We start from the raw sequence: 24,290 nt of genomic DNA, 5'->3' as shown, positions 1-24,290 counted from the left end.
CGGATATGTACTCGGTCTGATCCAGCATCCTGGTCGGCCCGGAGGCCGCCATCGGGGGCAAGCCCCCTCCCACATTGAACCGAGGCGTGTCAGTGAGTAGCTGTCGGCTGGGAGGCCGCCACTGGGAGCAGCCCCCTCCCACATTGGTCACACGCTGCGCTCACACCCCAGTGGTAGATGCCGGTCCGGCATTTCACAGCTACAATGCGCGCCTCGACCGTGACAAGCCTGACTAAAAAAACTATGTCCTTGCCCAAGCATCACCTGGAATTGCTCAGCCCTGCCCGCGATGTGGCCATCGCGCGCGAGGCTATCCTGCATGGCGCCGACGCCATTTATATCGGCGGGCCAAGCTTCGGCGCCCTTCACAACGCCTGTAACGAGGTGAGCGATATCGCTCAACTGGTGGAATTCGCCCGTCGTTACCACGCCCGCGTGTTCACCACCATCAACACCATCTTGCATGACAACGAGCTGGAGCCGGCTCGCAAGCTGATCCACCAGCTCTATGACGCTGGTGTGGATGCGCTGATCGTGCAAGACCTGGGCGTGATGGAGCTGGATATTCCACCCATCGAACTGCACGCCAGTACCCAGACCGATATCCGCACCCTGGGCCGGGCAAAGTTTCTCGACCAGGCCGGTTTCTCCCAACTGGTACTGGCCCGCGAGCTGAACCTGCAAGAGATCCGCGCCATTGCCGATGAGACCGATGCGGCTATCGAGTTCTTCATTCATGGCGCCTTGTGCGTGGCGTTCTCCGGGCAGTGCAATATCTCCCACGCGCAGAACGGCCGCAGCGCCAACCGTGGCGACTGCTCCCAGGCGTGCCGCCTGCCGTATACCTTGAAAGATGATCAGGGCCGCGTGGTCGCCTTTGAAAAACACCTGCTGTCGATGAAGGACAACAACCAGAGCGCCAACCTGCGCGCGCTGGTCGAAGCCGGCGTGCGTTCGTTCAAGATCGAAGGCCGCTACAAGGACATGGGCTACGTGAAGAACATCACGGCCTACTACCGCCAGCGCCTTGACGAGATCCTCGAAGACCGCCCGGACCTGGCTCGCGCCTCCAGCGGGCGTACCGCGCATTTCTTCCTGCCCGACCCGGAAAAAACCTTCCACCGTGGCAGTACCGACTACTTTGTCAGCGACCGCAAGATCGACATCGGTGCCTTCGATACCCCGACCTTCACCGGCCTGCCGGTGGGCGTGGTGGAAAAGGCCGGCAAGCGCGACTTGCAGGTCATCACCCATGAGCCGCTGTCCAACGGCGACGGTCTCAATGTGTTGGTCAAGCGTGAAGTGGTAGGTTTCCGCGCCAACATCGCCGAACCCAAGGGCGAATTCGAGGAAGACGGCGAGAAGCGCTATCGCTACCGCGTCGAACCCAACGAAATGCCGGCCGGCCTGCATCAGTTGCGCCCCAATCACCCGTTGAACCGCAACCTGGACCACAACTGGCAACAGGCGCTGCTCAAGACCTCGGCCGAGCGCCGTATAGGCCTGTCATGGGTGGCGCGCCTGCGTGAAGCGCAGTTGGACGTCACCGCCACCAGCGAAGAAGGCATCAGCGCCAGCGTCACCCTGCCCGGCCCGTTCGGCGTGGCCAACAAGCCGGAACAGGCCCTGGACACGCTGCGCGACCTGCTGGGCCAGCTCGGCACCACCGAGTACCACGCCACCCGGATCGAGCTGGATGCGCCGCAGGCATTCTTCATCCCCAACTCGCAGCTCAAGGCGTTGCGCCGTGAAGTGATCGAGGCACTGACCGCCGCTCGCGTGGCCTTGCACCCGCGTGGCGGGCGCAAGGCCGAGACCTCGCCGCCGCCGGTGTACCCGGACGCGCACTTGTCGTTCCTGGCCAACGTCTACAACCAGAAGGCCCGCGACTTCTACCACCGTCACGGGGTGAAGCTGATCGATGCAGCCTTCGAAGCCCACGAAGAAACCGGCGAAGTACCGGTGATGATCACCAAGCACTGCCTGCGGTTCTCGTTCAACCTGTGCCCCAAACAGGCCAAGGGCGTCACGGGCGTGAAGACCAAAGTGGCGCCGATGCAGTTGATCCATGGCGACGAGGTACTGACGCTGAAGTTCGACTGCAAACCGTGCGAGATGCATGTGGTCGGCAAGATCAAGGGGCATATCCTCGGATTGCCGCAGCCGGGCAGCGCCGTCGAGCATTTCAACCCGGAAAACGTCATCTTTCAGGGCACGCACTGACCCTCTGCAGAAGCGAGCTTGCTCGCGAAAAACGTAAGGACGCCGCGTGTCGACCCGATGCGCTGCGTTATCGTTAACGTTCTTCGCGAGCAAGAACTAGGCGTTCCCCTCGCTCCTAACGAGGTTACGCGGCCACCACCAGCCCCGCTGCAACCCCGCCGCCGCCAACAGAATCGCCGCCACACCCAGCCATTGGAGCCATCCCAGGCGATGGCCGAACGCGATCCAGTCGACGAAAATCGCCGCAATCGGGTAGATGAACGACAACGCGCCGGTCATGGCGGTCGGTAGCTTCTGTATCGCCCCGTACAACAACACATACATCAAACCCGTGTGCACCAGGCCCAGGGTCGCGAGCGCCGCCCAGGCATCGGTCGATGCGGGCAAACGATCCCAGGGCACCAGCGGCGCGAGCAACACGGCACCGGTGCTCACCTGGATCAACGCCATCAAATGCGGCGGCACCGCCTTGAGCCGCTTGATGATCAGCGCGGCAACCGCATACAGAAAAGCCGCGCCCAGGGCCAGTGCGATGCCTGCCAGATAGTCGCCGCCGCCCGGCTGCTCACCATGGGCCGTGACAATGGCCAGCATGCCCAGGAACGCCACGCTCAGCCACGTCATTTTGCGCAGGGTGATCGGCTCACCGAGAAACACCGCCGCCAGCATCACCAAGATGAACGGTTGCACGTTATACACCGCCGTACTGATGGCGATGGAAGCGCGCGAGTAGGATTCGAACAGCAGCAGCCAGTTGCCGACAATGGCCACGCCACTGAGTACCGCCAGCCCGAACCTGGCCCAACTGAGCAGGTCCAGCCTCAGGTAACCGAGCAAGGCGCACACCAGCAACAGCGCCAGCGCGCCGATCACGCAGCGCCAGAACACCACCTCGATCACCGACACGCCGGACACCAGCACAAACCAGCCAATGGTGCCGGAGATCAGCATGGCGGCGATCATTTCCCACATTCCGCGACGGATAGCGGTATCCATAATTGATGCTCCTCAAGTGAGGCTCAATTATGGCAATCTGGCACGCAGCCGCTCCAGCGACTAAAAAAGGCCGCAGCCACGAATGACCTTTATTAATTAGGCAGATTCCATGATTGACACCATCGACCAGCAACTCATCGCCGCCTTGATGGATGACTCGCGCCTGTCCCTCAAGGCCCTGGCCGGCATCACCGGGCTGTCTTCGCCGAGTGTCGGCGAACGCTTGCGCCGCCTGGAGGAACGCGGTGTGCTGACCCACTACACCGTCGATATCGACCCCAGGCACTTCGGCTACCTGCTGCAAGCCATCGTGCGTATCCGTCCCCTGCCCGGCAAGTTGCAGGAAGTGGAACGACAGATCCAGGCGATTCCCGAATTCACCGAGTGCGACAAGGTCACCGGTGAAGACTGCTTCATCGCCCGCCTGCATGTGCGCACCATGGATCATCTGGACACGCTGCTCGACCGGCTCAACGCCTACGCCGAGACCAACACAGCAATTGTCAAGAAAACTCCGGTGAAGCGGCGTTTGCCGCCGTTGACCGAATGACTGACAGTACACCGCACAAACCTGTGGGAGGGGGCTTGCCCCCGATAGCGCAGGGTCAGTCAGCATCTCGGAGACTGACACACTGCTATCGAGGGCAAGCCCCCTCCCACATAGTTGCGCTACAGCCGTCGATTTAAGCCTCGATGGCGTGCGCGGCAACTGAATGCAATCACATTGAACCTGCGCCCTGCAGCCGCCCTCAAAACCTGCACAAACCACGGCCCCGGTACTCGTTCGATGACATTTATTCTATGGCTGGCCGTATTGGGCGCAGTGCTGCTCACCCTCGCCCTCACCTCTTCCTACCTGCGCTGGATGCCGGTGACCACCTCGGCGGTGTGCCTGCTGTTGGGCATCGCCATTGGCCCGTTGGGCGTGGACCTGTTGCACCTGGACGTCAAGGGTTCCGCTCGCTGGATGGAGCACCTGACGGAAGTCGCGGTGCTGTTTTCGCTGTTCGTCAGCGGTCTGAAACTGCGCCTGCCGCTCAGGCATCGTACCTGGCGTATCGCTTTTGGCATGGCCGGGCCGGTGATGCTGCTGACCATCCTCGGCACCTGCCTGGCGCTGCATTACCTGTTCCAGTTGTCGTGGGGGGCGTCGCTGTTGGTGGGCGCGATGCTGGCGCCCACCGACCCGGTACTGGCCGGCCTGGTTCAGGTCAACAACGCCCAGGACTACGACCCGCTGCGGTTCGGCCTGTCCGGGGAAGCCGGTCTGAACGACGGCACCGCCTTTCCCTTTGTGATCTTCGGCCTGCTGTTCATGCAGCATGGCGGTTTCGATGGCGACTGGCTCGGCGGCTGGGTGCTGAAAAACCTGGTATGGGCGGTGCCGGCCGGGCTGTTGACGGGTTACTGGATGGGGCGTGGCATCGGTCGTGTGACCTTGCGCATGCGCCTGATCAATGCCGACAGCACCTTGTCACCCAATGACTACCTCACGCTGGCGCTGATCGCCCTGGCCTATGTGAGCGCCGAAGCCATCGGCGGCTATGGCTTCCTGTCGGTGTTCGCGGCGGGCCTGGGGCTGCGCCAGGCCGAGTTCAAATCCACCGGTTACGCCCAGACACCCGCCGAGCATCTGGCGCAGCCGGTGGTGGGCCACCTGGAGATCGAGCCTGAACAAGCCCTGCATGGTGATGTCAGCCAATTGCAGGACACGCAGATCGCGGCCGGCGTAATGATGGGCGATATGCTCGCCTTCGGCAGCCTGGTGGAGCGCTCCATGGAGGTGTTCCTGGTGACGGTGCTGGGTATCGTGCTGGTCAGCCATTGGGACTGGCGCGCGCTGGGGCTGGCCGCGTTACTGTTTTGCGTGATTCGCCCGCTTAGCGTGTTCGCCATGCCTTGGGGCAGGCTGATGGACCGTCGCCAACGCAGTTTGGTCAGTTGGTTCGGCATTCGCGGAATCGGCAGCATCTACTATCTGTTCTATGCCCTCAACCACGGGCTGATCGGCACCAGCAGCGCCGTGGCGGTGAACCTCACCCTGTCAGTGATTGCGTTGAGCGTGATGGTGCATGGCTTGAGCACCCAGCCCATGCTGGTGTGGTACGAACGGCGCGCCGCGCAAAAAAATTGAATCCTGGGCCGCGCCAGGGGATTAACACTGCATTCCCCCGGGCCCGTCGCCGGATCAGTCCTGATTTTCTGTGTTGCCGAGGTCCGCCGCGTCATCCAGATCGTTGAGCGGCACCTCGGCATCGTCCATCAATGAGCCCGGGTCTTCATTGCCCGGATCGTTGAGTTCTTCGTCCACTTCTTTTGACATGACTCTCTCCTCTAACCGCCTTGGGTATCGATATCGGCGTCGGTTTCAGGCTTGTGCTCAGGCTCAGACTTGAAGTCTGGACTGTAGTCGTTTTCTTCGGCACCCGGGTCGCTTGCCGGCGTCGGGTCCTTGGGCGCATCGGCAGCAGTGCCGGGGCCCGGCTTGCCAGCGTCGATCGCCGGGTCGTTGCGGTTAGTGGTCTGGGGATCGTTATCTGTGGTCATGGCGCACCTCATTGCAGGCTTGTGGGGAATCTGTACCCCGTACAGCTAAGGCGCTGGGTTAACGGGGGAAGTTCCGTCCAATTGCTCATCGCAGTGGGTTGTCGACCTGGATGTAAAAAGCATAGATGCCCAACACCAGCCAGAACACCATGAACAACCACGGCGCCCGCATGGAAAACAGCAGTGACTTGCGATAGCCCTTGTGGGTTGACTCCATTTCGGAAAACAACGGCGATTCATCGTAGGCCATGCCCATCACCGGCTCACTGCGCAGCAGCTCGCTCTGCTTGTAGTGCCAGTGATCGATGATCTCGTAGGCCGCGCGGATGCCGGGCCAGGCGTTGAGTGAGCTGAGAATACCCAGGGCGGCGAGAATCACCGGCACCACCAGGGTGAACAACTTGCCCCACTCCGGGTTCAGGTTGCCCATTCCGGAGACGAAGGCAATCACCAGGAATGACTGGGCGGTGAGGTAGGCGTCGGTGCGGTTGGCCAGGATACTGGTTTCGTACTGGATCTCGCGACGATAGAAGTCGAGACGGTCCTTGGGCGAACCGAAGATCTTGGCGTTGTGCTCGCTGTGGTCGGTCAACGCCGCTTCCGGGGTGTTGGGCGAAATGATTCTGGGCACGATGGCGCTCCATACGGTTTCAAGGCTCATTAGAAGAGGCGGGCCAGGGTGAAGTTCAAGTTCGTCGCGCACCAAATCAGAGCACCCTGCGCCCCCCGTAGGAGCGAGCTTGCTCGCGAAGATCGTCAACGATGACGCGCCAATCTGGTTAAACCCATTGCTCTTGAGTTCTTCGCGAGCAAGCTCGCTCCTACAGAGGATTTACCGGTATTGACGGCCGTTACGGCACACGCCTTGCTTAATCCATTCATCCGCCGGTAAACAGGAGCATTCGTTACCCCCCGACCCAGAGCCGACTCCATAAGAAAGTAAGGACCAGGCCTGTTGGCACCCTTAGCCACAGGCTCATAAGAAAAGCGTTTTTTAGCGGCAGTGCCACCCAAGCAAGCTGCCAACCAAGCAAGGCTGGGCACTGACAAGGTACTGGAATGGCTCGATCTTTCTTCGATGAAATGAATGACGCAGACGGCGCCTGCCGTGCGCATTATCAGGATTTCTCCCGCTGGCTGGCCAATACGCCGCCGGAACTGTTGGCCCAGCGTCGCCGTGAAGCGGATTTGTTGTTCCACCGCGCCGGGATCACCTTCACCCTGTACGGCGACGAGCAGGACACCGAGCGCCTGATCCCCTTCGACATCATCCCGCGCAGCATTCCCGCCAGCGAATGGAGCGTGATCGAGCGCGGCTGTATCCAGCGGGTCACCGCGTTGAACATGTTTCTCGCCGATATCTACCACGACCAGCGCATCATCAAGGCCGGGATCATCCCGGCAGACCAGGTGCTGGGCAATGAGGGCTATCAAAAGGCAATGGTTGGCCTGGACCTGCACCGCGACATTTACTCGCACATCTCCGGCGTCGACCTGGTGCGTGACGGCGACGGCACCTACTACGTACTCGAAGACAACCTGCGCACCCCCAGCGGCGTCAGCTACATGCTCGAAGACCGCAAGATGATGATGCGCCTGTTCCCGGAAGTGTTCGCCAGGCAGCGCATCGCGCCGGTGGACCACTACCCCAACCTGCTGCTCAAGACCCTGAAAAGCGCCAGCCGCCTGGACAACCCCAACGTGGTGGTCCTCACCCCCGGGCGCTTCAACAGTGCCTTCTTCGAGCATGCCTTCCTGGCCCGGGAAATGGGCGTGGAGCTGGTGGAAGGCGCCGACCTGTTCGTGCACGAGCTCAAGGTATTCATGCGCACCACCGACGGCCCCAAGGCGGTGGACGTCATCTACCGGCGCATCGATGACGCCTTCCTCGACCCGCAGGCGTTCAACCCCGACTCGATGCTCGGCGTGCCCGGCCTGGTTGCCGCCTATTGCGCGGGCAACGTGGTACTGGCCAACGCCATCGGCACCGGCGTGGCCGACGACAAGTCGATCTACCCCTATGTACCGGCAATGATCCGCTTTTACCTGGATGAAGAACCCATTCTGCAAAACGTACCGACCTTCCAGTGCCGCAAGCCGGATGAACTGTCCCACGTGCTGGCCAACCTTGCACACCTGGTGGTCAAGGAAACCCAGGGCTCGGGCGGCTACGGCATGCTGGTGGGCCCGGCTTCCAGCGCTGCCGAGATCGAGGACTTCCGCCAGCGCATCAAGGCGCGTCCCCATGCCTATATCGCCCAGCCGACCCTGAGCCTGTCCACCTGCCCGACCTTCGTCGAAAACGGCATCGCGCCGCGGCATATCGACCTGCGCCCGTTCGTGCTTTCGGGCAAGGAAACCCGCCTGGTGCCCGGCGGCCTGACCCGTGTAGCGCTCAAGGAAGGCTCACTGATCGTCAACTCGTCGCAAGGCGGCGGAACCAAAGACACCTGGGTGGTGGAGGGCTGAGTATGTTGAGTAGAACCGCCGCAGATCTGTATTGGATGTCCCGCTATCTTGAGCGCGCCGAGAACCTGGCGCGCATGCTGGAAGTCAGTTATTCGCTGTCGTTGATGCCCCAGGCCGGGCGCAGCGATGGGCTCGATGAACTGGCGATGTCGTTGCTCTGCAGCGGCACCCTGGACAGCTACCTTGAGCGCCATCAGCAACTGGACGCCGAACGCATGCTGCACTTCTTCGCCCTGGATGAAGAAAACCCGGCCAGTATCTACAACTGCCTGCGCGCTGCCAGGGGCAATGCCCATGCAGTGCGCGGACGCATCACCGCCGACATGTGGGAAAACCTCAACGCCACCTGGCTGGAAATGCGCAGCATCGCCGCCGGCGGCCTGGCGCGGCATGGCATCAGCCATTTCTGTGACTGGGTCAAGCAACGCTCGCACCTGTTTCGCGGCGCAACCTCCGGCACCATCATGCGCAATGACGCCTATCGATTCATTCGCCTGGGCACCTTTGTCGAACGTGCGGACAACACCCTGCGCCTGCTGGATGCGCGTTATGAGATGTTTGGTGAAGAGTCCGAAGAAGTCAGCGACTTGTCGGCACGCGGCTATTACCAGTGGAGTGCCCTGCTGCGGGCGCTGTCTTCGTTCGAAGCCTACACCGAGCTGTACCCGAATGCCCTGAACGCCCGTTCGGTGTCCGAGCTGCTGCTGTTGCGCAGCGACGTGCCGCGCTCGCTGCATGCGTGCATCGAGGAACTGAGCCACATCCTCGCCGTCCTGCCCGGCAGTTACGGCCGCACGGCGCAGCGCCTGGCGGCCGAGTTCGAGGCACGCCTGCGGTACACCGGCATCGATGAGATTCTGGAAGATGGGCTGCACACCCGGCTGACCGACTTCATCGACACCGTGCGCGAACTGGCGCGGGCGATACAAAGCTCCTACCTGGAAGTGGTCTAAGCCCCAACACAGTGCCAATGTGGGAGGGGGCAAGCCCCCTCCCACATTTGAATGGCTGTGTATCCCTCAGGTCGTTGGTGCCCACCAACGCGGCAATAATTGCCTCACCCGCGCCTCACCAAAGCGATCATCGATCAACATCACCACGCCCCGGTCGTGTTGACTGCGGATCACCCTCCCCGCCGCCTGCACCACTTTCTGGATACCGGGATACAGATAGGTGTAGTCATAGCCCGCGCCGAAGATTGCGCCCATGCGCGCTTTCATCTGTTCATTCACCGGATTGAGCTGCGGCAGGCCCAGGGTGGCGATAAACGCGCCGATCAGGCGCGCGCCGGGCAAGTCGATGCCTTCGCCAAAGGCGCCGCCCAGTACCGCAAAACCCACGCCCTGGCTGTGCGGGGTGAACTGGTCCAGAAAGGCCTGGCGTTCAGCCTCGGCCATACCCCGCGACTGCAGCCACAGAGCAATCTGCGGGTGCCGCTCGGCCAGCAGCTGAGCGACTTGTTGCAGGTAATCGAAGCTGGAGAAAAATGCCAGGTAGTTGCCCGGCTGCGTGGCGAATTGCCGGGCGATCAATTCCACAATGGGTTCCAGCGACGCCTGGCGGTGCACGAACCGCGTGGAGATGCGCTCGACAATGCTCACTTTCAATTGCTCGGCCTTGAACGGCGATTCGACGTCGACCCAGGCGGTGTCCGTCGGCAGCCCGAGCAAGTCCGCGTAGTAGTGGCGGGGGCTGAGGGTCGCGGAGAACAGCACGCTACTGCGCGCAGCCGTCAACCTGGGCCGGATGAACTCGGCCGGCACCACGTTGCGCAGGCACAGGGTCGAGCTGCTGCGCTTGGCGCTGAAGGCGCGCTTGCTGATATCGAAGATGAAGTGTTCATTGAACAGCTCGGCCACCTTGTTAAATTGCAGCGCCTCAAAGTAAAAGGCCTGCAAGTCGCCGCTGAGGGCTTCGGGGTGGTCGTTGAAATAGTCGCCCATGGCGCTGGCACACAGGCTCAGGGCCTGGAGCAGCTTGTCGGGTTTGGCCGCGTACGCCTGATACGGCGCAAGCTGGTCCTTGTGCAGCGCATTCCACTCACGGTTCAAGCGCTGCAAGGGCTTTTTCAGCGGCTCGGGGGCGCTGTCGCGCAGCGTCTTGAGGCTGTACTGGTCGAGGCTGGCGCTGTACATCGAACGCGCGCGCTCGACCAGGTTATGCGCCTCGTCGACCAGCACGGCGACGCGCCACTGATTGAGCTGCGCAAGCCCGAAGAGCATGGCGCCGAAGTCGAAATAGTAGTTGTAGTCGGCAACCACCACGTCGGTCCAGCGCGCCATTTCCTGGCTCAGGTAATAGGGGCAGACGTCATGGGCCAGCGCGACCTCCCGCAGGTGACGCTGATCGAGCAGACGAACCCTGGCTGCCGCCTGGCGGGCGGCGGGCAAGCGATCGTAAAAGCCCTTGGCCAGCGGACACGAGTCGCCGTGGCAGGCTTTGTCCAGGTGCTCGCAGGCCTTGTCCCGGGCCACCAGTTCCAGCACCCGCAGGGACAGTTCGGGGCTGCTGTCGTACAGCACTTGGGCGGCATCCAGCGCCAGCTTGCGGCCCGGGGTCTTGGCGGTCAGGAAAAACACCTTGTCCAACTGCTGCGGTGCCAGGGCCTTGAGCATCGGAAACAGGGTGCCGACGGTCTTGCCGATGCCGGTCGGCGCCTGGGCCATCAGGCAACGGCCGGTACTCACCGCCTTGTAGACCGATTCGGCCAGCGAACGCTGGCCGCTGCGAAACTGCGCATGGGGAAACGCCAGGCCTTGCGCGTCGCGGTTGCGCGCTTCACGGTGTTGCATCTGCTGGTGGGCCCAGTCCAGGAACAGCGCACATTGCTGGTTGAAGAAGCGCTCCAGGTCGGGCGCGGCAAAGCGCTGTTTGAGCAGGGTCTCGCCCTCGCCGACGATATCGAAATACACCAGCGCCAGCTCGATCTCATCGAGCCCCAGCTTCTGGCACATCAACCAGCCATAGACCTTGACCTGGGCCCAATGCAATTGCCGATGGTTGGCGGGCTGGGCCTTAAGGTCGCCGCGATAGGTTTTTACCTCTTCGAGGCGGTTGCTGTCCGGGTCATAGCCGTCCGCCCTGCCCCGCACCTTGAGTTGCTCGTACTCACCCTCAAGCGCGACTTCGTTCTGGTAATGCGCGCTGCGCCGCGACGCCACCGTGCGATGGCCGACGATGCCTTCCTGGGCACTGGGCGAGGGAGTAAAGCGCAAGTCCAGGTCACCGACCTTGGCCGTGAACTCGCACAACGCCCGCACCGCGACGCTATAGCTCAAGCGGGCTCTGCCCAGCGCACATAGCAGACCGTGACCGGCATCTGGTACTCGCCGCAGAACTCCAGCCAGCGCAGTTGATTGTCCTGCAGGCGGTCGCCAGGGCCCTTGACCTCGATCATGCGGTAGGTTTTCTGCGCCGGCCAGAACTGGATCAAGTCAGGCATCCCGGTGCGGTTGGCGCGGATATCCAGCAGCAGCCGCTCGAACCAGTAACGCAGGTGTTCGGCTGGCAGGCAGGTCAGGGCTTGCTCCAGCAGCTCTTCGCTGAGCAGGTTCCAGAATACAAAGGGCGATTGAATGCCCCACTTGTCCACGTAGCGTTGGCGAATGGTGATCTTGTAGCGCTCGTCCCGCAGTTGCTCAAAGCAGGTGCTGAACAACTCGGTTCGGCGCTGATGAAAGTCCTCACTGTGCAGGTCGGCAGGCCCGCGCTGGAACGGGTGGAAAAACGCGCCGGGCAGCGGCGCGAAGATCACGTCCCAGCACAGCAGGCCGAACAGCGAATTGATCAGGCCGTTTTCCACGTAATGCACCGGCGCGCCCGGCTCGCTCAGGTGGGCCTGCACGCAATATTCCACCGACATCAGCGGTTGCGGCGGTGTCAGTGCCAGGTCCAGGCGCGTGACGGCTCGCGGCTTGGCCTTGGGCACCTTGGGCTCACCCAGCTTGCGCCGCAGACGCGGCACTACGCGCAGCAGGTGTTGCTGCTCGGCAGCGCTTTGCGGCGCCTGTTGCGCCGCCACGGCCAATGCCAGGGCTTGTGCATAGGCCTCCTGGCGCTCCAGCACGCGGATCAACCGCGCACGCGCGCCGGGATAGGCGCAGCCACGATAGATCTGCTCGGCCACGCTCAACTCAGCGCTGCGCTCGCAGTATTGGCCGATCTGGAAAAGCAATTTGGCGCGGCGTTTTTCCAGCCAGGGGTTGTCGGTGTGCAGCGTGGCGATGTGCGCCAACACCGTTTCCAGCGCCTGGCCCGCATCAAAAGCCTGCTGGCACTGGTGCAGGAACAAAAAGCCCTCCACGTCGGCGCGGCTGCGCAACCCTCGGGACTCGGCGCAGAACGCAACCTTCTCATAGGTGTAGATACCCAGGTCCGCCAGCACGAACTCCGACCAGTCCTGGTACAGGTTGCCGAAAAACATCAGGCGCAGGCGGTCGCACAACTGCATCACTGTCAGGCTGTAGAGCACATCCTGCAGGTCGGGGCACCAAAGGGCGAAGCTGCGGCTCTCATTGAACTGCGCAGCCAATGGCTCCAGCCAGTCGGTTTTGCGGCCCTTGGGTTGCTCGATCCAGGGCTTGAAGGCCGCGAGCAGCTCGCTTTTTTGCAGCAAACCGAACAGTTCTTCAAAGCCCAACAGGCAGTGGTCCTCGACCCAACCGAGCGCCAGCAATGGCTGCATGGCCGCATGCGGGCAGCCGATTTCCAGGTAATTGAGCTTGCCTCCACGAAAATGCACGCCCTTGCGCATGACCATGCGCACCAATAACGCTTGCGACGCCTGCGGCAACCTGTCGAATTGCTGAATGAACTGCAATTCGTCCGGGTCGAGCAGATCGGCATAGCGCTGCTCCAACCACGCAAGCACTTGGCGGAAGTTGTGCAGGTAATACAAGGGGTCTTCGAGGGGGTTGGCCATGGCACAAAGCGATCAACTACTGGTTATGCATACAGAATGACGCTGCAAACGCTTTGTTGCAATCAGTAATAGATAAATGGCGCCTGCAACTTTTTGAAAAAAAGCGATCAGATGAGGGAGCTGATCGCGTAACATTTATGCCCCGTAGCCAGACGCTGCGGGACTTTTCAGGGTTAAAGGTAAGGGTAATGAACATGAAGAATTTGGGTCTGCCGCTGGTTGCACTCACTTTTCTGGTATTGGCCGGTTGCTCCACGCAAACGGTGGTCACGTTGCAAAACGGCACACAGTATCTGACCAAGGACACACCCAACGCCAAGACCGCCGACGGTTTCTATGAATTCACCGACATCGCCGGCAAGCGTATTCGTATCAAGGCCGATGACGTGGCAACGGTGCGCAAGGAACAATAAACCTGGCGTCAACGCCGATCACATGTGGGAGGGGGCTTGCCCCCGATAGCGCCAGGTCAGCTACATATAAGCAGGCTGATACACCGCAATCGGGGGCAAGCCCCCTGCCACAGTTTTGACGGTGTTCCCACTCAGCCGATCATTATCCCCTCCCCCGACACACTGCTCACCCCCACCAGTGTCACCGAGTCGGCGCCGAAGCTGATCACGGTGTCCCCGCCTACCAGCTTGGTATGATCGCGATAATCCGTGCTGCCCTGCACGTCCGTGAAGACCAGTTTGTCCGTTGCCTGGTAGCCCAGCACACGATCATTGCCAAAGTGCCCGCTGAACAGGAAGGTGTTATGCCCGCTGCTGTCGCGGATCGTGTCATTGCCTTTGCCGCCCTCGATAAAGTCCGCGCCCTTGCCGCCCTGGATCAGGTCGTCGCCGTGACTGCCGATGATGAACGTATTGCCCTTGTGCGCTTCGGCATTACGGTTGAGGTCTTGCACCCAGGTGGTGGCCCGCGCGGGGTCGGACAGGTTGGCGACGATCACCGTGGAGTCGCGGGCCATCTGCTCATAGAAGCCGGAGTCGAGAATGCGCGTCATGCCATCGCCGTAGCCGGTGGGCAAGTGCGACACCCAGGTCGGCAGGTTGAGGATGGAAAACGGCAGCACGTTCCACAGCGATGACGCGTAGTGGTCGTTGAAGCTGACGATGTTGTCGGTGGTGGACTCATGGGGTTTGTCGTGCACGCCCAGCGACGACGGGTTGAACGATGCGCCATCCAGCGCGCGGAACACCGGGTCATTCTCGTAGCCCACGTTCAGCACCTTGTCACCGCCACTCTGGGTTGGCGAGGCGTAGGCCACGTAGTTGGCGTCCTTGTAGAAACCCGCCCATTTACTGTCGCTCAAGTCGGCCATGCTGTTGACCGCCAGCCCACCGAGGCTGTGACCGCTGACCAGCACATCCTGGCCGCTCAGGCCGTGGGCACCGGCAAACTCGGCGACGTTGTTGAGCAAGCCGCCGAAGGCTTCGCCGGCGTAGTTTTTCGCGTAGTCCTTGGGACCGAACGCGGCGAGCAGGTCGCTGATCACATCACCGATGGCGTCACTGATCAGGTTCTCCCGCGGCCCCGAGGTGCCGCGAAAACCGATGCCGATTTCCTGCAGCGTGCCGGCATCATCGTATTTGCCCAGCACTTCGACCTGGGCCGAGGCGTAGCCGGGTTTTTCGCCAAAGAATGTGCCCCGCGCGTCCACCTTGCCGGTGTAACCCAGGGCGCCCGCGCTGATCGGCGTCCAGCCGGCCGCATGCACAGCGTCGAGGGCGGCTTTTTCCGAATCGGGGTTCCAGGGGATCCCGCCAATCACCCCCTGGGCATCGGTGCCGCCGATCAAGGCGCTCACCAGCGTGGCCGGCAAGCCCAGGCCCAGGCCGTTGTTTTGATAACCCACGGCAAAACCGTGATCCAGGTTGTGGTACGCATACAGCGTGATCGCCAGCGCATCGGCGAACAGCGCTTTGGAGCCCTCGGTCCCGAGGTTTTTGTAGTCAAAGATACCCATGGCACTGCCTCTCTGTTGTTGGATTTGTCGAGAAAGCCAAAACACCTTTTTATCCATCACCCGCTGTAGGAGCGAGCTTGCTCGCGAAGCTCGTCAACGATGACGCGCTCTACCTGAACAAACGCGCCGCACTTGAGTTATTCGCGAGCAAGCTCGCTCCTACCGTGGTTTTTAACGCGTCAGAACGCCCAGTCCAGGCTCAAACCGACGCCATGCACCTTCTCCTTGCTGGCCAGCAAACCGTTGTAGTCGAAGTTCACTCGCGCATCCTTGCTCAGGGCCAGGCTCACCCGTGCCCCGACCAGGGCGGCATCGCGCACCATCGGCGCGCTTTCCACCGCGAACGAAGGGCCACCGGAGGCAAACGCCAGGTGCTGCTCGGAGTCGGTGCTGCTCAGGTTGTGCTGCCAGCCCAGGGTGCCGGAGACTTCCAGTTGCTGGTGATCATTGACGTTGAAGGTTTTCAAGGCGCGCACCCCCAAGGTGCTCAGCACCAGGTCGCGGCTGTCGTCGCCACTTTTCAGCGCGGCGGCATCGCCCTTCTCTTTGAAGCTGTCCGTGTCCAGGTGCACGTAGGCCAGGTTGGCGAATGGCTCAAGCGCCAGGGGTTGCAGGTTGATGCGGTACGCCGCCTCGGTGAACACCTGGGTGCTGTGGGCATCGACCTTGGCTTTTTGCTTGCCGCTGACGTCGCCGTATTGCAGGTCGCGCTTCACATCGGCGCGGTGCCAGCTGTAGGTGGCTCCGCCGCTCAGGCGCCAGGCGCCGATTTCATGCCCGGCATAGGCGCCGAAGTGGTAGCTGTCGACCGAGGCACGGCTATGGGTGTCGCTGCCCATGTTCAACGACGTATCGCTGTAGCCCGCCACCAGGCCGATGCGCGTTGCGTCGTCGAGGGCACCGTCCACGCCGGCCAGCATGCCGCCGATGGACGTGGTGTAGCCGGCCGTGTCGCTGCGGCTGTCGGTCTTGCCCCAGGCCCCGAGCGCCTTGACCCACACGTTGCCACGGCTGTCGATAGCCTGGCTGGTCGCGCCCATTTCACCGTTGCGCAGCCGCTCGCCAACCGCTTCGCGCACGTAGCGGCTGTCATTGACCAGCGCAGTCTCCAGGGCTGGATAGACTTCGCCGCTCAGTTGCTGGAACGCGCCCTGTGCCGAGACCGCGGTCGGGGCCAGCAGCAAGCTTTCATACACGCCGTTGCCTGCGCCCAATTGCTCGGCGGCGGCGGCGACGGCGCGCTGGTTCGGCGTAGCGGCCACACTGGCGAAGCTGTTGGTGCGTGCCACATCCAGTTGCACACCGCCCGCTGCGTAGTTCAACGTGCCGCCGATGAACAGGTAGTCCGGCAGTACCGCACCGAAGCGGCCGGTGACACCGCCTGCGGCTTGCAGGATGTTGTACTGGCGGCCGATCAGGCTTTGCGCCTGGGACACGCTCAACAAGGTCGGGCTGTTTTCCAGGGCCAGGGTCACGGTGCCGCCATTGAGCGTGGCAGTGCCGCCGGCGACAATCCGGTCGCTGCTGGTGGGCGACAGTTCCACCGCGTAAGTCGAGCCCGCATCAAAGGTGACATTGCCCGCCACGTTCAGCGTGCCGATGGAGTTGCCCGGCGCCACGGTGCCGCCGCTTTTTGCGCTCAGCGAGCCGATACGCCCCGAGCCACCGACCACGCCGCTCTGGCTGACAGTGACGTCGGACGTAACCGAGCCATTGATCGCCAGCAAGCCCTGGTTGACCAGGGTCGGGCCGCTGTAGGTGTTGGCGCCGGTCAGCACCAGCGTGCCAATGCCCTGCTTGGTCAGGCCGCCATGCCCGGCGATGTCATTGCTCCACACGTCCAGCCCGCAATGGATGTCGTTGCACACACGCTGGGTCGGTTTGCCGGCATCCACCACCGCGCCAATGCCCGGCAGGTCCGCGACGAACTGGCCACTGCCGTAGGCGCCGTCGATGCGAAACTCGGCCGGAATATCCTCGGCGGTAACGAACATTCCCGGACCGTTGATCGCCTTGCCCAGGTTGATCATGCCCCAGCCATACAGCGAATCGATGCCCGGCGCGCCGAGGTCGGTGGCGGTGGTCTTGAGCAGCGTGGAGATCTGGTCGCCACTCATGTACGGGAAACGCTCGATCAGCACCGCCGCACTGCCGGCCACATGAGGCGCGGCCATGGAGGTGCCGTTGAAGTTGGCGTAGTCGTTGGTGAGGTTGTCCAGGTTGGTGCCGTTGATGATCGAACTGAAAATCTTCGTACCTGGCGCCGCCACGCAGAAACTCGCCGCATAGCCACAGCGCGACGAGAAGGTGCTGATCACGTAGGGGTTGGCGCTCGCGGTGTCCGGGTTCTGTTGCAGGGCCGCCACCGACAGCCAGTTCGGCGCAATTTCCGGCACGAAATACGCCAGGCCCGAGATGGCATCGGGGTTATTGCGGTTGTAGTCGTTACCGGCGGCGAAGATGGTCAGCACACCGCTGCGGGCCGCGTCGATCGCGCCTTGATAAGCGCCCCCGGCGATCGTGCCGAGGATCGGCCGGATGTTGTTGAATTGCGCCTGGGCTTCATTGACCGTGAAGTTGGGGAACGCCGGATCGCGCCCGCCCTTGGCGTACTGATCACCGATGCCGATGCCCCAGCTGTTGTTGATGATGCGTGCGCCGCTGGCAACCAGCGCATCCCAACCGGCTTTGTACACCGCGCCATCGTTGCCCAGGATGATTCCGTCTTCCGGGCCTGGGTCACCGTTTTCAGCGCTGATGATTTGCGCGTTGAACGCCACGCCATGCATCGGCCCGCCGTCGCGGTTACCCGCCGCAATGCCGCCGACATGGGTGCCGTGGTTGCCCAGCTTGCCGTTGGAGCCCAGGGACGGCGTGCCGTCATAGCGAAACGCATCACCGGCCTTCACCGGGATATACGGGTCGGTGTACTGGCGAATGCCCTCGGTGACGATTGTCACCACTTTGTCGGGGCTGGCGAATTCCGGATGCGGGGCGTACACCGGCTGGTCGAAGATGCCCAGCTTGACGCCCTTGCCGGTGTAGCCGGCGGCATACGCGGTGTCGGCGTGCACGGCGCCCAGGCCCCAGTCGGCCTTGAATTCGTTGCTGCGCCAACTGGCGGCATCGCCCGGCTTGCCGGTTTCAACATAGGGTGCGGCCTGGGCTGTCCCCAGGCTGGCCAGGCAGCACAGCAGCGCGCCGTATGGCACGCGGCTCAACGCCTTGAGCGGATAGCCCGGGCCTGTGTGGAGGGCGATGGTGAACCCTGACTTGCATTTTTTCACGGTGACCTTCCTTAGTTTTCTTATTGCATTTGGAAAAATCTCGACCCGGCGCCACTGTCCTCCTGTGGGAGGGGGCTTGCCCCCGATAGCGGAGTGTCAGTCGCCGGAAGTGCTGGCTGACCCACCCTCATCGGGGCAAGCCCCCTCCCACATTTGGAATGTGGTGTGCCTTTAGAACTGCCAGTTCAGGCTCAGCCCCACGCCCTGGGTTTTCTCGCGCCCGCCCAATTGGCCGTTGTAATCCAGGTTGACCCGTGTCGCCGGGCTCAGCGCCAGGCTCGCCTGCAGCCCTACCAACGCGGCGTCGCGCAGCAACGGTGCGCTGCGCACGGCAAATGACGGCCCGCCGGCGACAAACGCCAGGTGTTCCGCGGATTCCACCGCCGTCAGGCTGTGTTGCCAGCCCAGCGAGCCGGACAGTTCCAGTTGCTGGTGGTCATTGAGGGCCAGGGTTTTCAGGGCACGCACGCCCAGCGTGCCGAGCACCGCATCACGTCGGTCACTGCCGCGCTCCAGGGCCGCCGCCGCGCCTTTTTCGTGGAACGAGTCACTGTCCAGGTGCACGTAGGCCAGGTTGGCGAAGGGCTCCAATGCCAGCGGTTGCAGGTGAATGCGGTACGCGGCTTCGGTGAACAGCTGCGCCGTGCGCGCCTCCAGCTTGGTCTTTTGCTTGCCACTGACCTCGCCGTATTGCAGGTCGCGCTTCACATCGCCGCGATGCCAGCTGTAGGCACCGCCGACACTCAGGCGCCAGTCGCCCAGCTCACGCCCGGCGTAGGCGCCGAAGTGATAGCTGTCGATGGACGCCGAGGAATGCGTGCCGCCGCCCATGCTCAATGAGCTGTCGCTGTAGCCGGCGACCACACCGACGCGGGTCTGTTCGTCCAGTGCGCCATCGACCCCCGCCAGCAAGCCGCCGAGGGAGGTGGTGGAACCTGCCGTTTCACCGCGCGTGTCGGACTTGCCCCAGGCACCCAGTGCCTTGAACCACAGGTTGCTTTCACCGGCCACCGGCACATGGCGCAAGCGCTCGCCCACCGCATCGCGCAGTTGGCGGCTGTCGTTGATCAACATCGCGCCCACGGCCGGGTAGATTTCACCGGACAGTTGCTGCAAGCCCTGTTGCGCCGTGGTCACCGAGTCCGACTGCAGCAGGCTTTCGTACACCGGGTTACCCGCACCCAACTGCTCGGCGGCCGTGGCGACGGCGCGCTGGTTGCGGGTGGCGGCGACGCTGGCGAAGCTGGCGTCATTGCGCCCGACATTCAGTTGCACCCCAGTGGCGGCGTAATCCAGGGTGCCGCCGAGGAACAGATAGTTCGGCAGCACCTGGCCGAACTGGCCCTGGACACCGCCTGCCGCCTCGAGAATCGAATACTGCCGGCCGATCAGGCTTTGGGCCTGACCCTGGCTCAATAATGTCGGGCTGTTTTCCAGGGCCAGGGTGACCGTGCCGCCACCCAGCACGGCCTTGCCGCCGGCGACGATGCGGTCGCTGCTGGTGGGGGTGAGTTCCACCGCATAGGTGGAGCCGGCGCCCAGATTCACATCCCCGGCTACCTGCAAGGTGCCCACCGAGTTGCCCGGCGCCACACGCCCGCCGCTGTTGACCGACAGCGCGCCGATCCGTCCGGAGCCGCCGAGGGTGCCGCTGTCGTTGACCGTCACGGCCGAGGTCAACGAGCCGTTCACCGCCAGCAGGCCGCCGTTGACGATGGTTGCGCCGCGATAGGTGCTGTCGCCGCTGAGCACCAGGCTGCCCGCGCCGGATTTGATCAGGCTGCCTTCGTACACGCGGTTCGCCGCCGCCTGATCGCGCGCACTGCCCACGGCGTAGTCGGTCTGGTCCTGCTGGCTGGCGCTGGTGCTCACGCCGTTCTGCCAGCCTTTGTCGAGCAGGGTTTGCTGCCAGGCGCTGTGCTCGGCGCGGTCTTCGGCCTGACGCTGGAGCAGCGCCTGGTCGGAGATGCCATTGCTCCACACATCGCCCTGCCCGGCTGCGAGGTTCACGTCCATCGCGCCCAGCAACTGCCCCGGCCCATGCATTGCCCGGCCCAGGTCAGGCACGCCCCAGCCGACGATGGCGTTGGGGGCCTGGGTGATTGAGCCGTCAAGCTGCGTGGCGGTGGTCAACAGTACCTGCAGCGCCTGCTCGTTGGTCATGTAGGGATAGCGCTCCATCACCAGCGCCAACGCGCCGGTGGCATGGGGCGCCGACATCGAGGTGCCGGATTTCACGCCATAACCGCCGTCCGGGATGGTGCTGTTGATCAGCGCACCCGGGGTGGAGATACACCAGTACTTGGCGATGCCGCACTGGTTGTACTTCTGGTTGTTGGCCCTATCCAGCCCCGACACCGCCAGCCAGTGACCTTCCAGTTCCGGCTGGAAATACGGCAGCGCCGAGCGCACGCTGGCATTCGCATAGCCGCTGTTGCCGGCGCTGAACACGTTGATCACGCCAGCCTTGGCCACATCCGCCGCCGCGTCCAGCCAGGTGCCGCGGTTGTAGTGCTGGGCGTAGGCCGCGTGCAGATCGCCCAGGGTCTGGTAGCTGACGTCCTTGGGCTGGCTGCCCCAGCTGTTGTTGATGGCGCGCACGCCGGAATCGACCAGGGCGTTGTACACCGTTTTGAAGTACTGAGGGTCCGGAGTCGGGCCGAACAGAAAGCTGTCGTTGGCGTTGGTGTTGCCGACATAGACCTGGGCGTTGTACGCCACGCCATGCATGCCCACGCCGTCGCGCGCCGCGCCCATGGTGCCAGTGACATGGGTGCCGTGGGAGTCGTTGTTCGGGTTGAGTGCGCCGGTGGTGCTGAAGGGCCTGCCATCGACGTAAGTGCCGCTGGCGGTGACCGGATGGAAGCGATCTTTGGACGCTTCGGGGTGATTGGCATCGAACCCCGAGTCCAGCGCGCCGATTTTTACGCCCTTGCCGCTGATTCCGGCGGCATAGGCTTCATCGGCCTTCATGCGCCCCAGGCCCCAATCGCTCTGGTACTCGGCGGAACGCCAACTGGCCGGGTTACCCGGCTGGCCGGTCTCGGCGTATTGCGCCTGCGCCGCAACGGACAACAGCAGCAATGAGCCTGCGGTGAAGGGTTTGAACCGTGGTGAATCCGTGATCATCCGTACACTCCTGTTTTATTGTTATGTGTTGCCCCTACCGCGTTCTCTCCGGACCGAAGGCCTCGTCCACCTTGGCCAGGTCGGTGTCGCGCAAGTTGCCCGCGTAGTAATGCAATTTGGTCCAGGCCATCAGGTAGTCGTACCGCGCCTGGGCCAGGTCGCGGCGGGTGCTGTAGAGCTGCTGCTCGGCATTCAACGCATCGAGGTTGACCCGCTCGCCGCCGAGGATGCTTTGTTTGGTCGACACCACCAGTGCCTCGGCCGAGGTCAGGGCCTTCTGATAGGCGCGCAACTTGCTCACCCCGGACAGGCAGGCACTGAACTGGCGGCGCAGTTCGATCAGGGTTTCGCGGGTCTTGCCTTCCAGTTCGTACTCAGCCTGCTCCATGGCGCGGCTGGCCTGGCGCGTGGAGGCCGAGATAGCGCCACCGGCATACAGCGGCAGGCTGACTTCGACGCCGATGGTGTTGGTGTCGTAGCGCTGGTTGTAGGTGTTGCCGCTGTCCGATTCCTGCTTGCGTGAACTGGCGTAGGCGGTAATTTTCGGCAAATGCCCGGCGCGGTTGCGCTCCACTTCATAGCGCGCCACTTCCAGGGATTGGCGCTGCGAGGCCAGCACCGGGTTGTTGGTCAGCGCCAGTTCGTGCCAGGTGGCGTAGTTGGCCGGGCTGAGGCTGAACGCGGCGAAGCTGTGGTTCAGCGGCGCCAGGTCGTCGATATTCACGCTTTGCACGCCAATCAACGCGCCCAGCTCGCGCAGGGAGGCATCCTGCTCATCCAGGGCCTGGATCTCTTCGGCGGTGGCCAGTTCATAGCGCGATTCAGCTTCCAGGATGTCCGTGCGCGTGCCCTCGCCTGCCTTGAACAAGTGTTCGTTCTGCTGGAACTGCTGCTCGAACGCTTTCTTCTTGGCGCGGGCGATGTCGATCTGGTCCTGGGCGAACAGCGCCTGGGTGTAATAGCTCAACACCCGCACCAGCAGGGCCTGGCTCTTGTCACGAAAGCTCTCGTCGGCAAACAGCGCCTGGGCCACGCCCTTGCGGTAGTTGGCGTAGGCTTCGTAGTCGAACAGCGGTTGTTGCAGGCTGAAGGTGGAGCCGTAGCTGTTGTAGTTGCGGTCGTCGCGATAGCTGCCGCCACGGCCGTCGGGCAGGTGCGCTTCGGAATTGTTGCGGCCCTTGTTGTAGTTGTACGACAGCCTTGGCAACAAGCCGGCGCGGCCGATGGTGCGGTTTTCCAGGCCGGCGTCGCGCTCCTTGATCGCGCCAAGGAACACCGGGTCATTGCGCAGGGCCTGCTCATACACATCGAACGGGCCCATGGCGGCGTGCGCACTGGCACAGCTCAACAGCAAGGCGATGAACACAGGCTTCATGTTCATTCCTCGGTCAACGCAGAGCCGGCGCGATCGAGCAGCGGCTTGAACAGGTAATTGAGCAACGAGCGCTCGCCGGTGCGCACGAACATCTCGGCGGGCATGCCCGGCTTGATCACCAGGCCGTGGAGTTTTTCCAGCGCCGCTTCGCTGACGGTGGTGCGCAGCACGTAATACGGCGCACCGGTCTTTTCATCGAGCATCTGGTCGGCGGAAATCAGGCTCACCTCCCCCGGCACGCGCGGGGTGCGGCTCTGGTTGAAGGCGGTGAAGAGGATGTCCACCGGCAAGTGCGTACCGACCTTGTCCACCAGGTGCACCGGCAAATGCCCTTCCACTTCCAGGCGCGTGCCTTGGGGCACAATCTCCAGCAGGGTTTCCCCCGCGCGCACCACGGCACCGATGGTGTGTACGCCAAGGTTGACCGCGATGCCATCGGCCGGCGCGTTGATTTCGCTGTGTTGCAGGTCGAACCCGGCGGAGGTGAGTTGCTGCTCCAGGGTCAGGCTGCGCAGTTGCGCGTCGGCCAATTGGCTGCGCACTTCCTTCTGGTATTCCTCGCTGTGCTGCTGCAATTTGAGGCGCGACTCGACAATGCCCTGCTCGACGCGGCCACTCTCGCCGGCGTTTTGCGCCAGGTCCTGCTGCACCTGGGACAACTGGCGCTGGTAGTCCATCAGGCGGTTACGCGGGATGTAGCCGTTGTCGGCCAGCGGTTGCAGGTTGCTCAACTGGTCGCGAAGGGATTGCGCCTGGGCGGTCAGGTCGCTGCGGGCACGGCGCATGCCGCCCAACTGCGACATGGCGCCGTCGATGCTCGCCCGAATGCCGGCCTGCTCGCGGGCAAAGGCCTCGCGGCGACTGCTGAACAGTTGGCGTTGGCCCTCCAATACCAGCGCCAGTGCCGGGTCGGGATCAGTGCTCAGCTCGGCGGGAAACGTCACGCCGGGCAGGTTGTCACGCTCACTCTGCCAGCGTGCGGCGCTGGCCCAGGCCATACGGTACTGGGCTTGCAGCGATTGCACGTCGGCCTGGTGCTGGGTCTGGTCGAGGCGAAACAGCGGCTGGCCTTGTTTCACGGCCTCGCCGTCGCGCACCAGAATCCGGCTGACCACGCCGGGACTGAGGGTTTGCACGGCCTTGCGCTTGCCCGACACCACCACCGTGCCCTGTACCGGAATGCCTTGATCAAGCGGCGCGAGGCTGGCCCAGAGGAAAAACCCGCCGGCGCCGACCACGGTCAGCAGCCAGCCCATGCGCACGAAGGTGCGCGCGTCGTGTTGTTCGTAAATCATGCAAGTATCCTTACTGCTTGACGCAAAACGTGTAGGAGCGAGCTTGCTCGCGAAAAACCCACAGGCACTGTGTGTAGCC

General features: G+C 63.0%; 17 protein-coding genes. 6 read left to right on the top strand and 11 right to left on the bottom strand.

Annotation, left to right across the window (positions count from 1 at the left end; translation table 11 throughout):
- Positions 1-243: 243 nt before the first annotated feature.
- A complete protein-coding gene (locus BFQ04_RS27555; protein WP_065953489.1) occupies positions 244-2,223 on the top strand; it encodes a peptidase U32 family protein in 1,980 nt (659 codons plus the stop codon).
- Between the two features lie 96 nt (positions 2,224-2,319).
- Here the strand turns inward: BFQ04_RS27555 and BFQ04_RS27550 are convergent, their stop codons facing one another.
- A complete protein-coding gene (locus tag BFQ04_RS27550) occupies positions 2,320-3,219 on the bottom strand; it encodes a DMT family transporter (RefSeq protein WP_065953488.1) in 900 nt (299 codons plus the stop codon).
- A 109-nt stretch (positions 3,220-3,328) separates the two neighbouring features.
- Here BFQ04_RS27550 and BFQ04_RS27545 point away from each other — a divergent pair, with 109 nt between their 5' ends.
- Positions 3,329-3,769, top strand: a complete 441-nt coding sequence (locus BFQ04_RS27545; RefSeq protein ID WP_065953487.1) for an Lrp/AsnC family transcriptional regulator — start codon at positions 3,329-3,331, stop codon at positions 3,767-3,769.
- A gap of 237 nt (positions 3,770-4,006) precedes the next feature.
- Positions 4,007-5,353, top strand: a complete 1,347-nt coding sequence (locus BFQ04_RS27540; protein WP_065953486.1) for a cation:proton antiporter — start codon at positions 4,007-4,009, stop codon at positions 5,351-5,353.
- A 54-nt stretch (positions 5,354-5,407) separates the two neighbouring features.
- On the opposite strand, the gene BFQ04_RS30205 is transcribed toward BFQ04_RS27540, so the two are convergent.
- The 3 genes from BFQ04_RS30205 to BFQ04_RS27530 all read right to left on the bottom strand — a co-directional run bounded on the left by BFQ04_RS30205 (position 5,408) and on the right by BFQ04_RS27530 (position 6,397).
- Positions 5,408-5,542, bottom strand: coding sequence for a hypothetical protein (locus BFQ04_RS30205; RefSeq protein ID WP_256544624.1), 135 nt, complete (start codon positions 5,540-5,542; stop codon positions 5,408-5,410).
- A gap of 11 nt (positions 5,543-5,553) precedes the next feature.
- Positions 5,554-5,766, bottom strand: coding sequence for a hypothetical protein (locus BFQ04_RS27535; RefSeq protein WP_065953485.1), 213 nt, complete (start codon positions 5,764-5,766; stop codon positions 5,554-5,556).
- An 85-nt stretch (positions 5,767-5,851) separates the two neighbouring features.
- A complete protein-coding gene (locus tag BFQ04_RS27530) occupies positions 5,852-6,397 on the bottom strand; it encodes a hypothetical protein (protein WP_043050489.1) in 546 nt (181 codons plus the stop codon).
- 428 nt (positions 6,398-6,825) lie between these two features.
- Here BFQ04_RS27530 and BFQ04_RS27525 point away from each other — a divergent pair, with 428 nt between their 5' ends.
- Together BFQ04_RS27525 and BFQ04_RS27520 are read left to right on the top strand one after the other, a co-directional pair.
- Positions 6,826-8,235 carry a circularly permuted type 2 ATP-grasp protein gene (locus BFQ04_RS27525; protein WP_065953484.1) on the top strand — a complete coding sequence of 470 codons (1,410 nt, stop codon included), beginning with the start codon at positions 6,826-6,828 and terminating at the stop codon, positions 8,233-8,235.
- A gap of 2 nt (positions 8,236-8,237) precedes the next feature.
- Positions 8,238-9,188, top strand: a complete 951-nt coding sequence (locus BFQ04_RS27520; RefSeq protein WP_065953483.1) for an alpha-E domain-containing protein — start codon at positions 8,238-8,240, stop codon at positions 9,186-9,188.
- A gap of 66 nt (positions 9,189-9,254) precedes the next feature.
- On the opposite strand, the gene BFQ04_RS27515 is transcribed toward BFQ04_RS27520, so the two are convergent.
- A complete protein-coding gene (locus tag BFQ04_RS27515) occupies positions 9,255-11,513 on the bottom strand; it encodes an ATP-dependent DNA helicase (protein ID WP_065953482.1) in 2,259 nt (752 codons plus the stop codon).
- On the bottom strand, positions 11,510-13,156 hold the full coding sequence (locus BFQ04_RS27510; RefSeq protein ID WP_065953481.1) for a VRR-NUC domain-containing protein: 1,647 nt from the start codon (positions 13,154-13,156) through the stop codon (positions 11,510-11,512). The genes BFQ04_RS27515 and BFQ04_RS27510 overlap by 4 nt, the downstream gene beginning before the upstream one ends.
- 188 nt (positions 13,157-13,344) lie before the next feature.
- On the opposite strand from BFQ04_RS27510, the gene BFQ04_RS27505 reads away from it, so the two are divergent.
- Complete coding sequence (locus BFQ04_RS27505) at positions 13,345-13,569, top strand: YgdI/YgdR family lipoprotein (protein ID WP_057722473.1); 225 nt, start codon at positions 13,345-13,347, stop codon at positions 13,567-13,569.
- A 131-nt stretch (positions 13,570-13,700) separates the two neighbouring features.
- Here the strand turns inward: BFQ04_RS27505 and BFQ04_RS27500 are convergent, their stop codons facing one another.
- From BFQ04_RS27500 to BFQ04_RS27480, 5 genes are all read right to left on the bottom strand, one after another.
- Positions 13,701-15,125 carry a polyurethane esterase gene (locus BFQ04_RS27500; protein WP_065953480.1) on the bottom strand — a complete coding sequence of 475 codons (1,425 nt, stop codon included), beginning with the start codon at positions 15,123-15,125 and terminating at the stop codon, positions 13,701-13,703.
- Positions 15,126-15,304: 179 nt separating this feature from the next.
- Entirely contained in the window at positions 15,305-18,412 is a 3,108-nt protein-coding gene (locus BFQ04_RS27495; RefSeq protein ID WP_065953479.1) for an autotransporter domain-containing protein, read from the bottom strand.
- 171 nt (positions 18,413-18,583) lie between these two features.
- Positions 18,584-21,541: an autotransporter serine peptidase EprS gene (locus tag BFQ04_RS27490; protein WP_065953478.1), complete on the bottom strand. Its 2,958-nt coding sequence runs from the start codon at positions 21,539-21,541 to the stop codon at positions 18,584-18,586.
- Between the two features lie 34 nt (positions 21,542-21,575).
- The gene (locus BFQ04_RS27485) at positions 21,576-22,916 is read right to left on the bottom strand and encodes a TolC family outer membrane protein (RefSeq protein WP_065953477.1); all 1,341 of its coding nucleotides are present in this window, start codon (positions 22,914-22,916) and stop codon (positions 21,576-21,578) included.
- Between the two features lie 2 nt (positions 22,917-22,918).
- The gene (locus BFQ04_RS27480) at positions 22,919-24,211 is read right to left on the bottom strand and encodes an HlyD family type I secretion periplasmic adaptor subunit (protein ID WP_065953476.1); all 1,293 of its coding nucleotides are present in this window, start codon (positions 24,209-24,211) and stop codon (positions 22,919-22,921) included.
- Positions 24,212-24,290: the final 79 nt, after the last annotated feature.

The sequence above is a fragment of the Pseudomonas sp. 37 R 15 genome, assembly GCF_900004865.1.
Lineage (GTDB): Bacteria > Pseudomonadota > Gammaproteobacteria > Pseudomonadales > Pseudomonadaceae > Aquipseudomonas > Aquipseudomonas fluorescens_AM.
The sequence above is the reverse complement of the archived record's forward strand: the minus strand, read 5'-3'. Positions and strand labels throughout refer to the sequence as shown.

Excerpts from the sequence above, each read along its gene's own strand:
- BFQ04_RS27555 (WP_065953489.1), top strand. The coding sequence starts at position 244 with ATGTCCTTGCCCAAGCATCACCTGGAATTGCTCAGCCCTGCCCGCGAT.
- BFQ04_RS27550 (WP_065953488.1), bottom strand. The coding sequence starts at position 3,219 with ATGGATACCGCTATCCGTCGCGGAATGTGGGAAATGATCGCCGCCATG.
- BFQ04_RS27545 (WP_065953487.1), top strand. The coding sequence starts at position 3,329 with ATGATTGACACCATCGACCAGCAACTCATCGCCGCCTTGATGGATGAC.
- BFQ04_RS27540 (WP_065953486.1), top strand. The coding sequence starts at position 4,007 with ATGACATTTATTCTATGGCTGGCCGTATTGGGCGCAGTGCTGCTCACC.
- BFQ04_RS30205 (WP_256544624.1), bottom strand. The coding sequence starts at position 5,542 with ATGTCAAAAGAAGTGGACGAAGAACTCAACGATCCGGGCAATGAAGAC.
- BFQ04_RS27535 (WP_065953485.1), bottom strand. The coding sequence starts at position 5,766 with ATGACCACAGATAACGATCCCCAGACCACTAACCGCAACGACCCGGCG.
- BFQ04_RS27525 (WP_065953484.1), top strand. The coding sequence starts at position 6,826 with ATGGCTCGATCTTTCTTCGATGAAATGAATGACGCAGACGGCGCCTGC.
- BFQ04_RS27520 (WP_065953483.1), top strand. The coding sequence starts at position 8,238 with ATGTTGAGTAGAACCGCCGCAGATCTGTATTGGATGTCCCGCTATCTT.
- BFQ04_RS27510 (WP_065953481.1), bottom strand. The coding sequence starts at position 13,156 with ATGGCCAACCCCCTCGAAGACCCCTTGTATTACCTGCACAACTTCCGC.
- BFQ04_RS27505 (WP_057722473.1), top strand. The coding sequence starts at position 13,345 with ATGAACATGAAGAATTTGGGTCTGCCGCTGGTTGCACTCACTTTTCTG.
- BFQ04_RS27500 (WP_065953480.1), bottom strand. The coding sequence starts at position 15,125 with ATGGGTATCTTTGACTACAAAAACCTCGGGACCGAGGGCTCCAAAGCG.
- BFQ04_RS27490 (WP_065953478.1), bottom strand. The coding sequence starts at position 21,541 with ATGATCACGGATTCACCACGGTTCAAACCCTTCACCGCAGGCTCATTG.
- BFQ04_RS27485 (WP_065953477.1), bottom strand. The coding sequence starts at position 22,916 with ATGAAGCCTGTGTTCATCGCCTTGCTGTTGAGCTGTGCCAGTGCGCAC.
- BFQ04_RS27480 (WP_065953476.1), bottom strand. The coding sequence starts at position 24,211 with ATGATTTACGAACAACACGACGCGCGCACCTTCGTGCGCATGGGCTGG.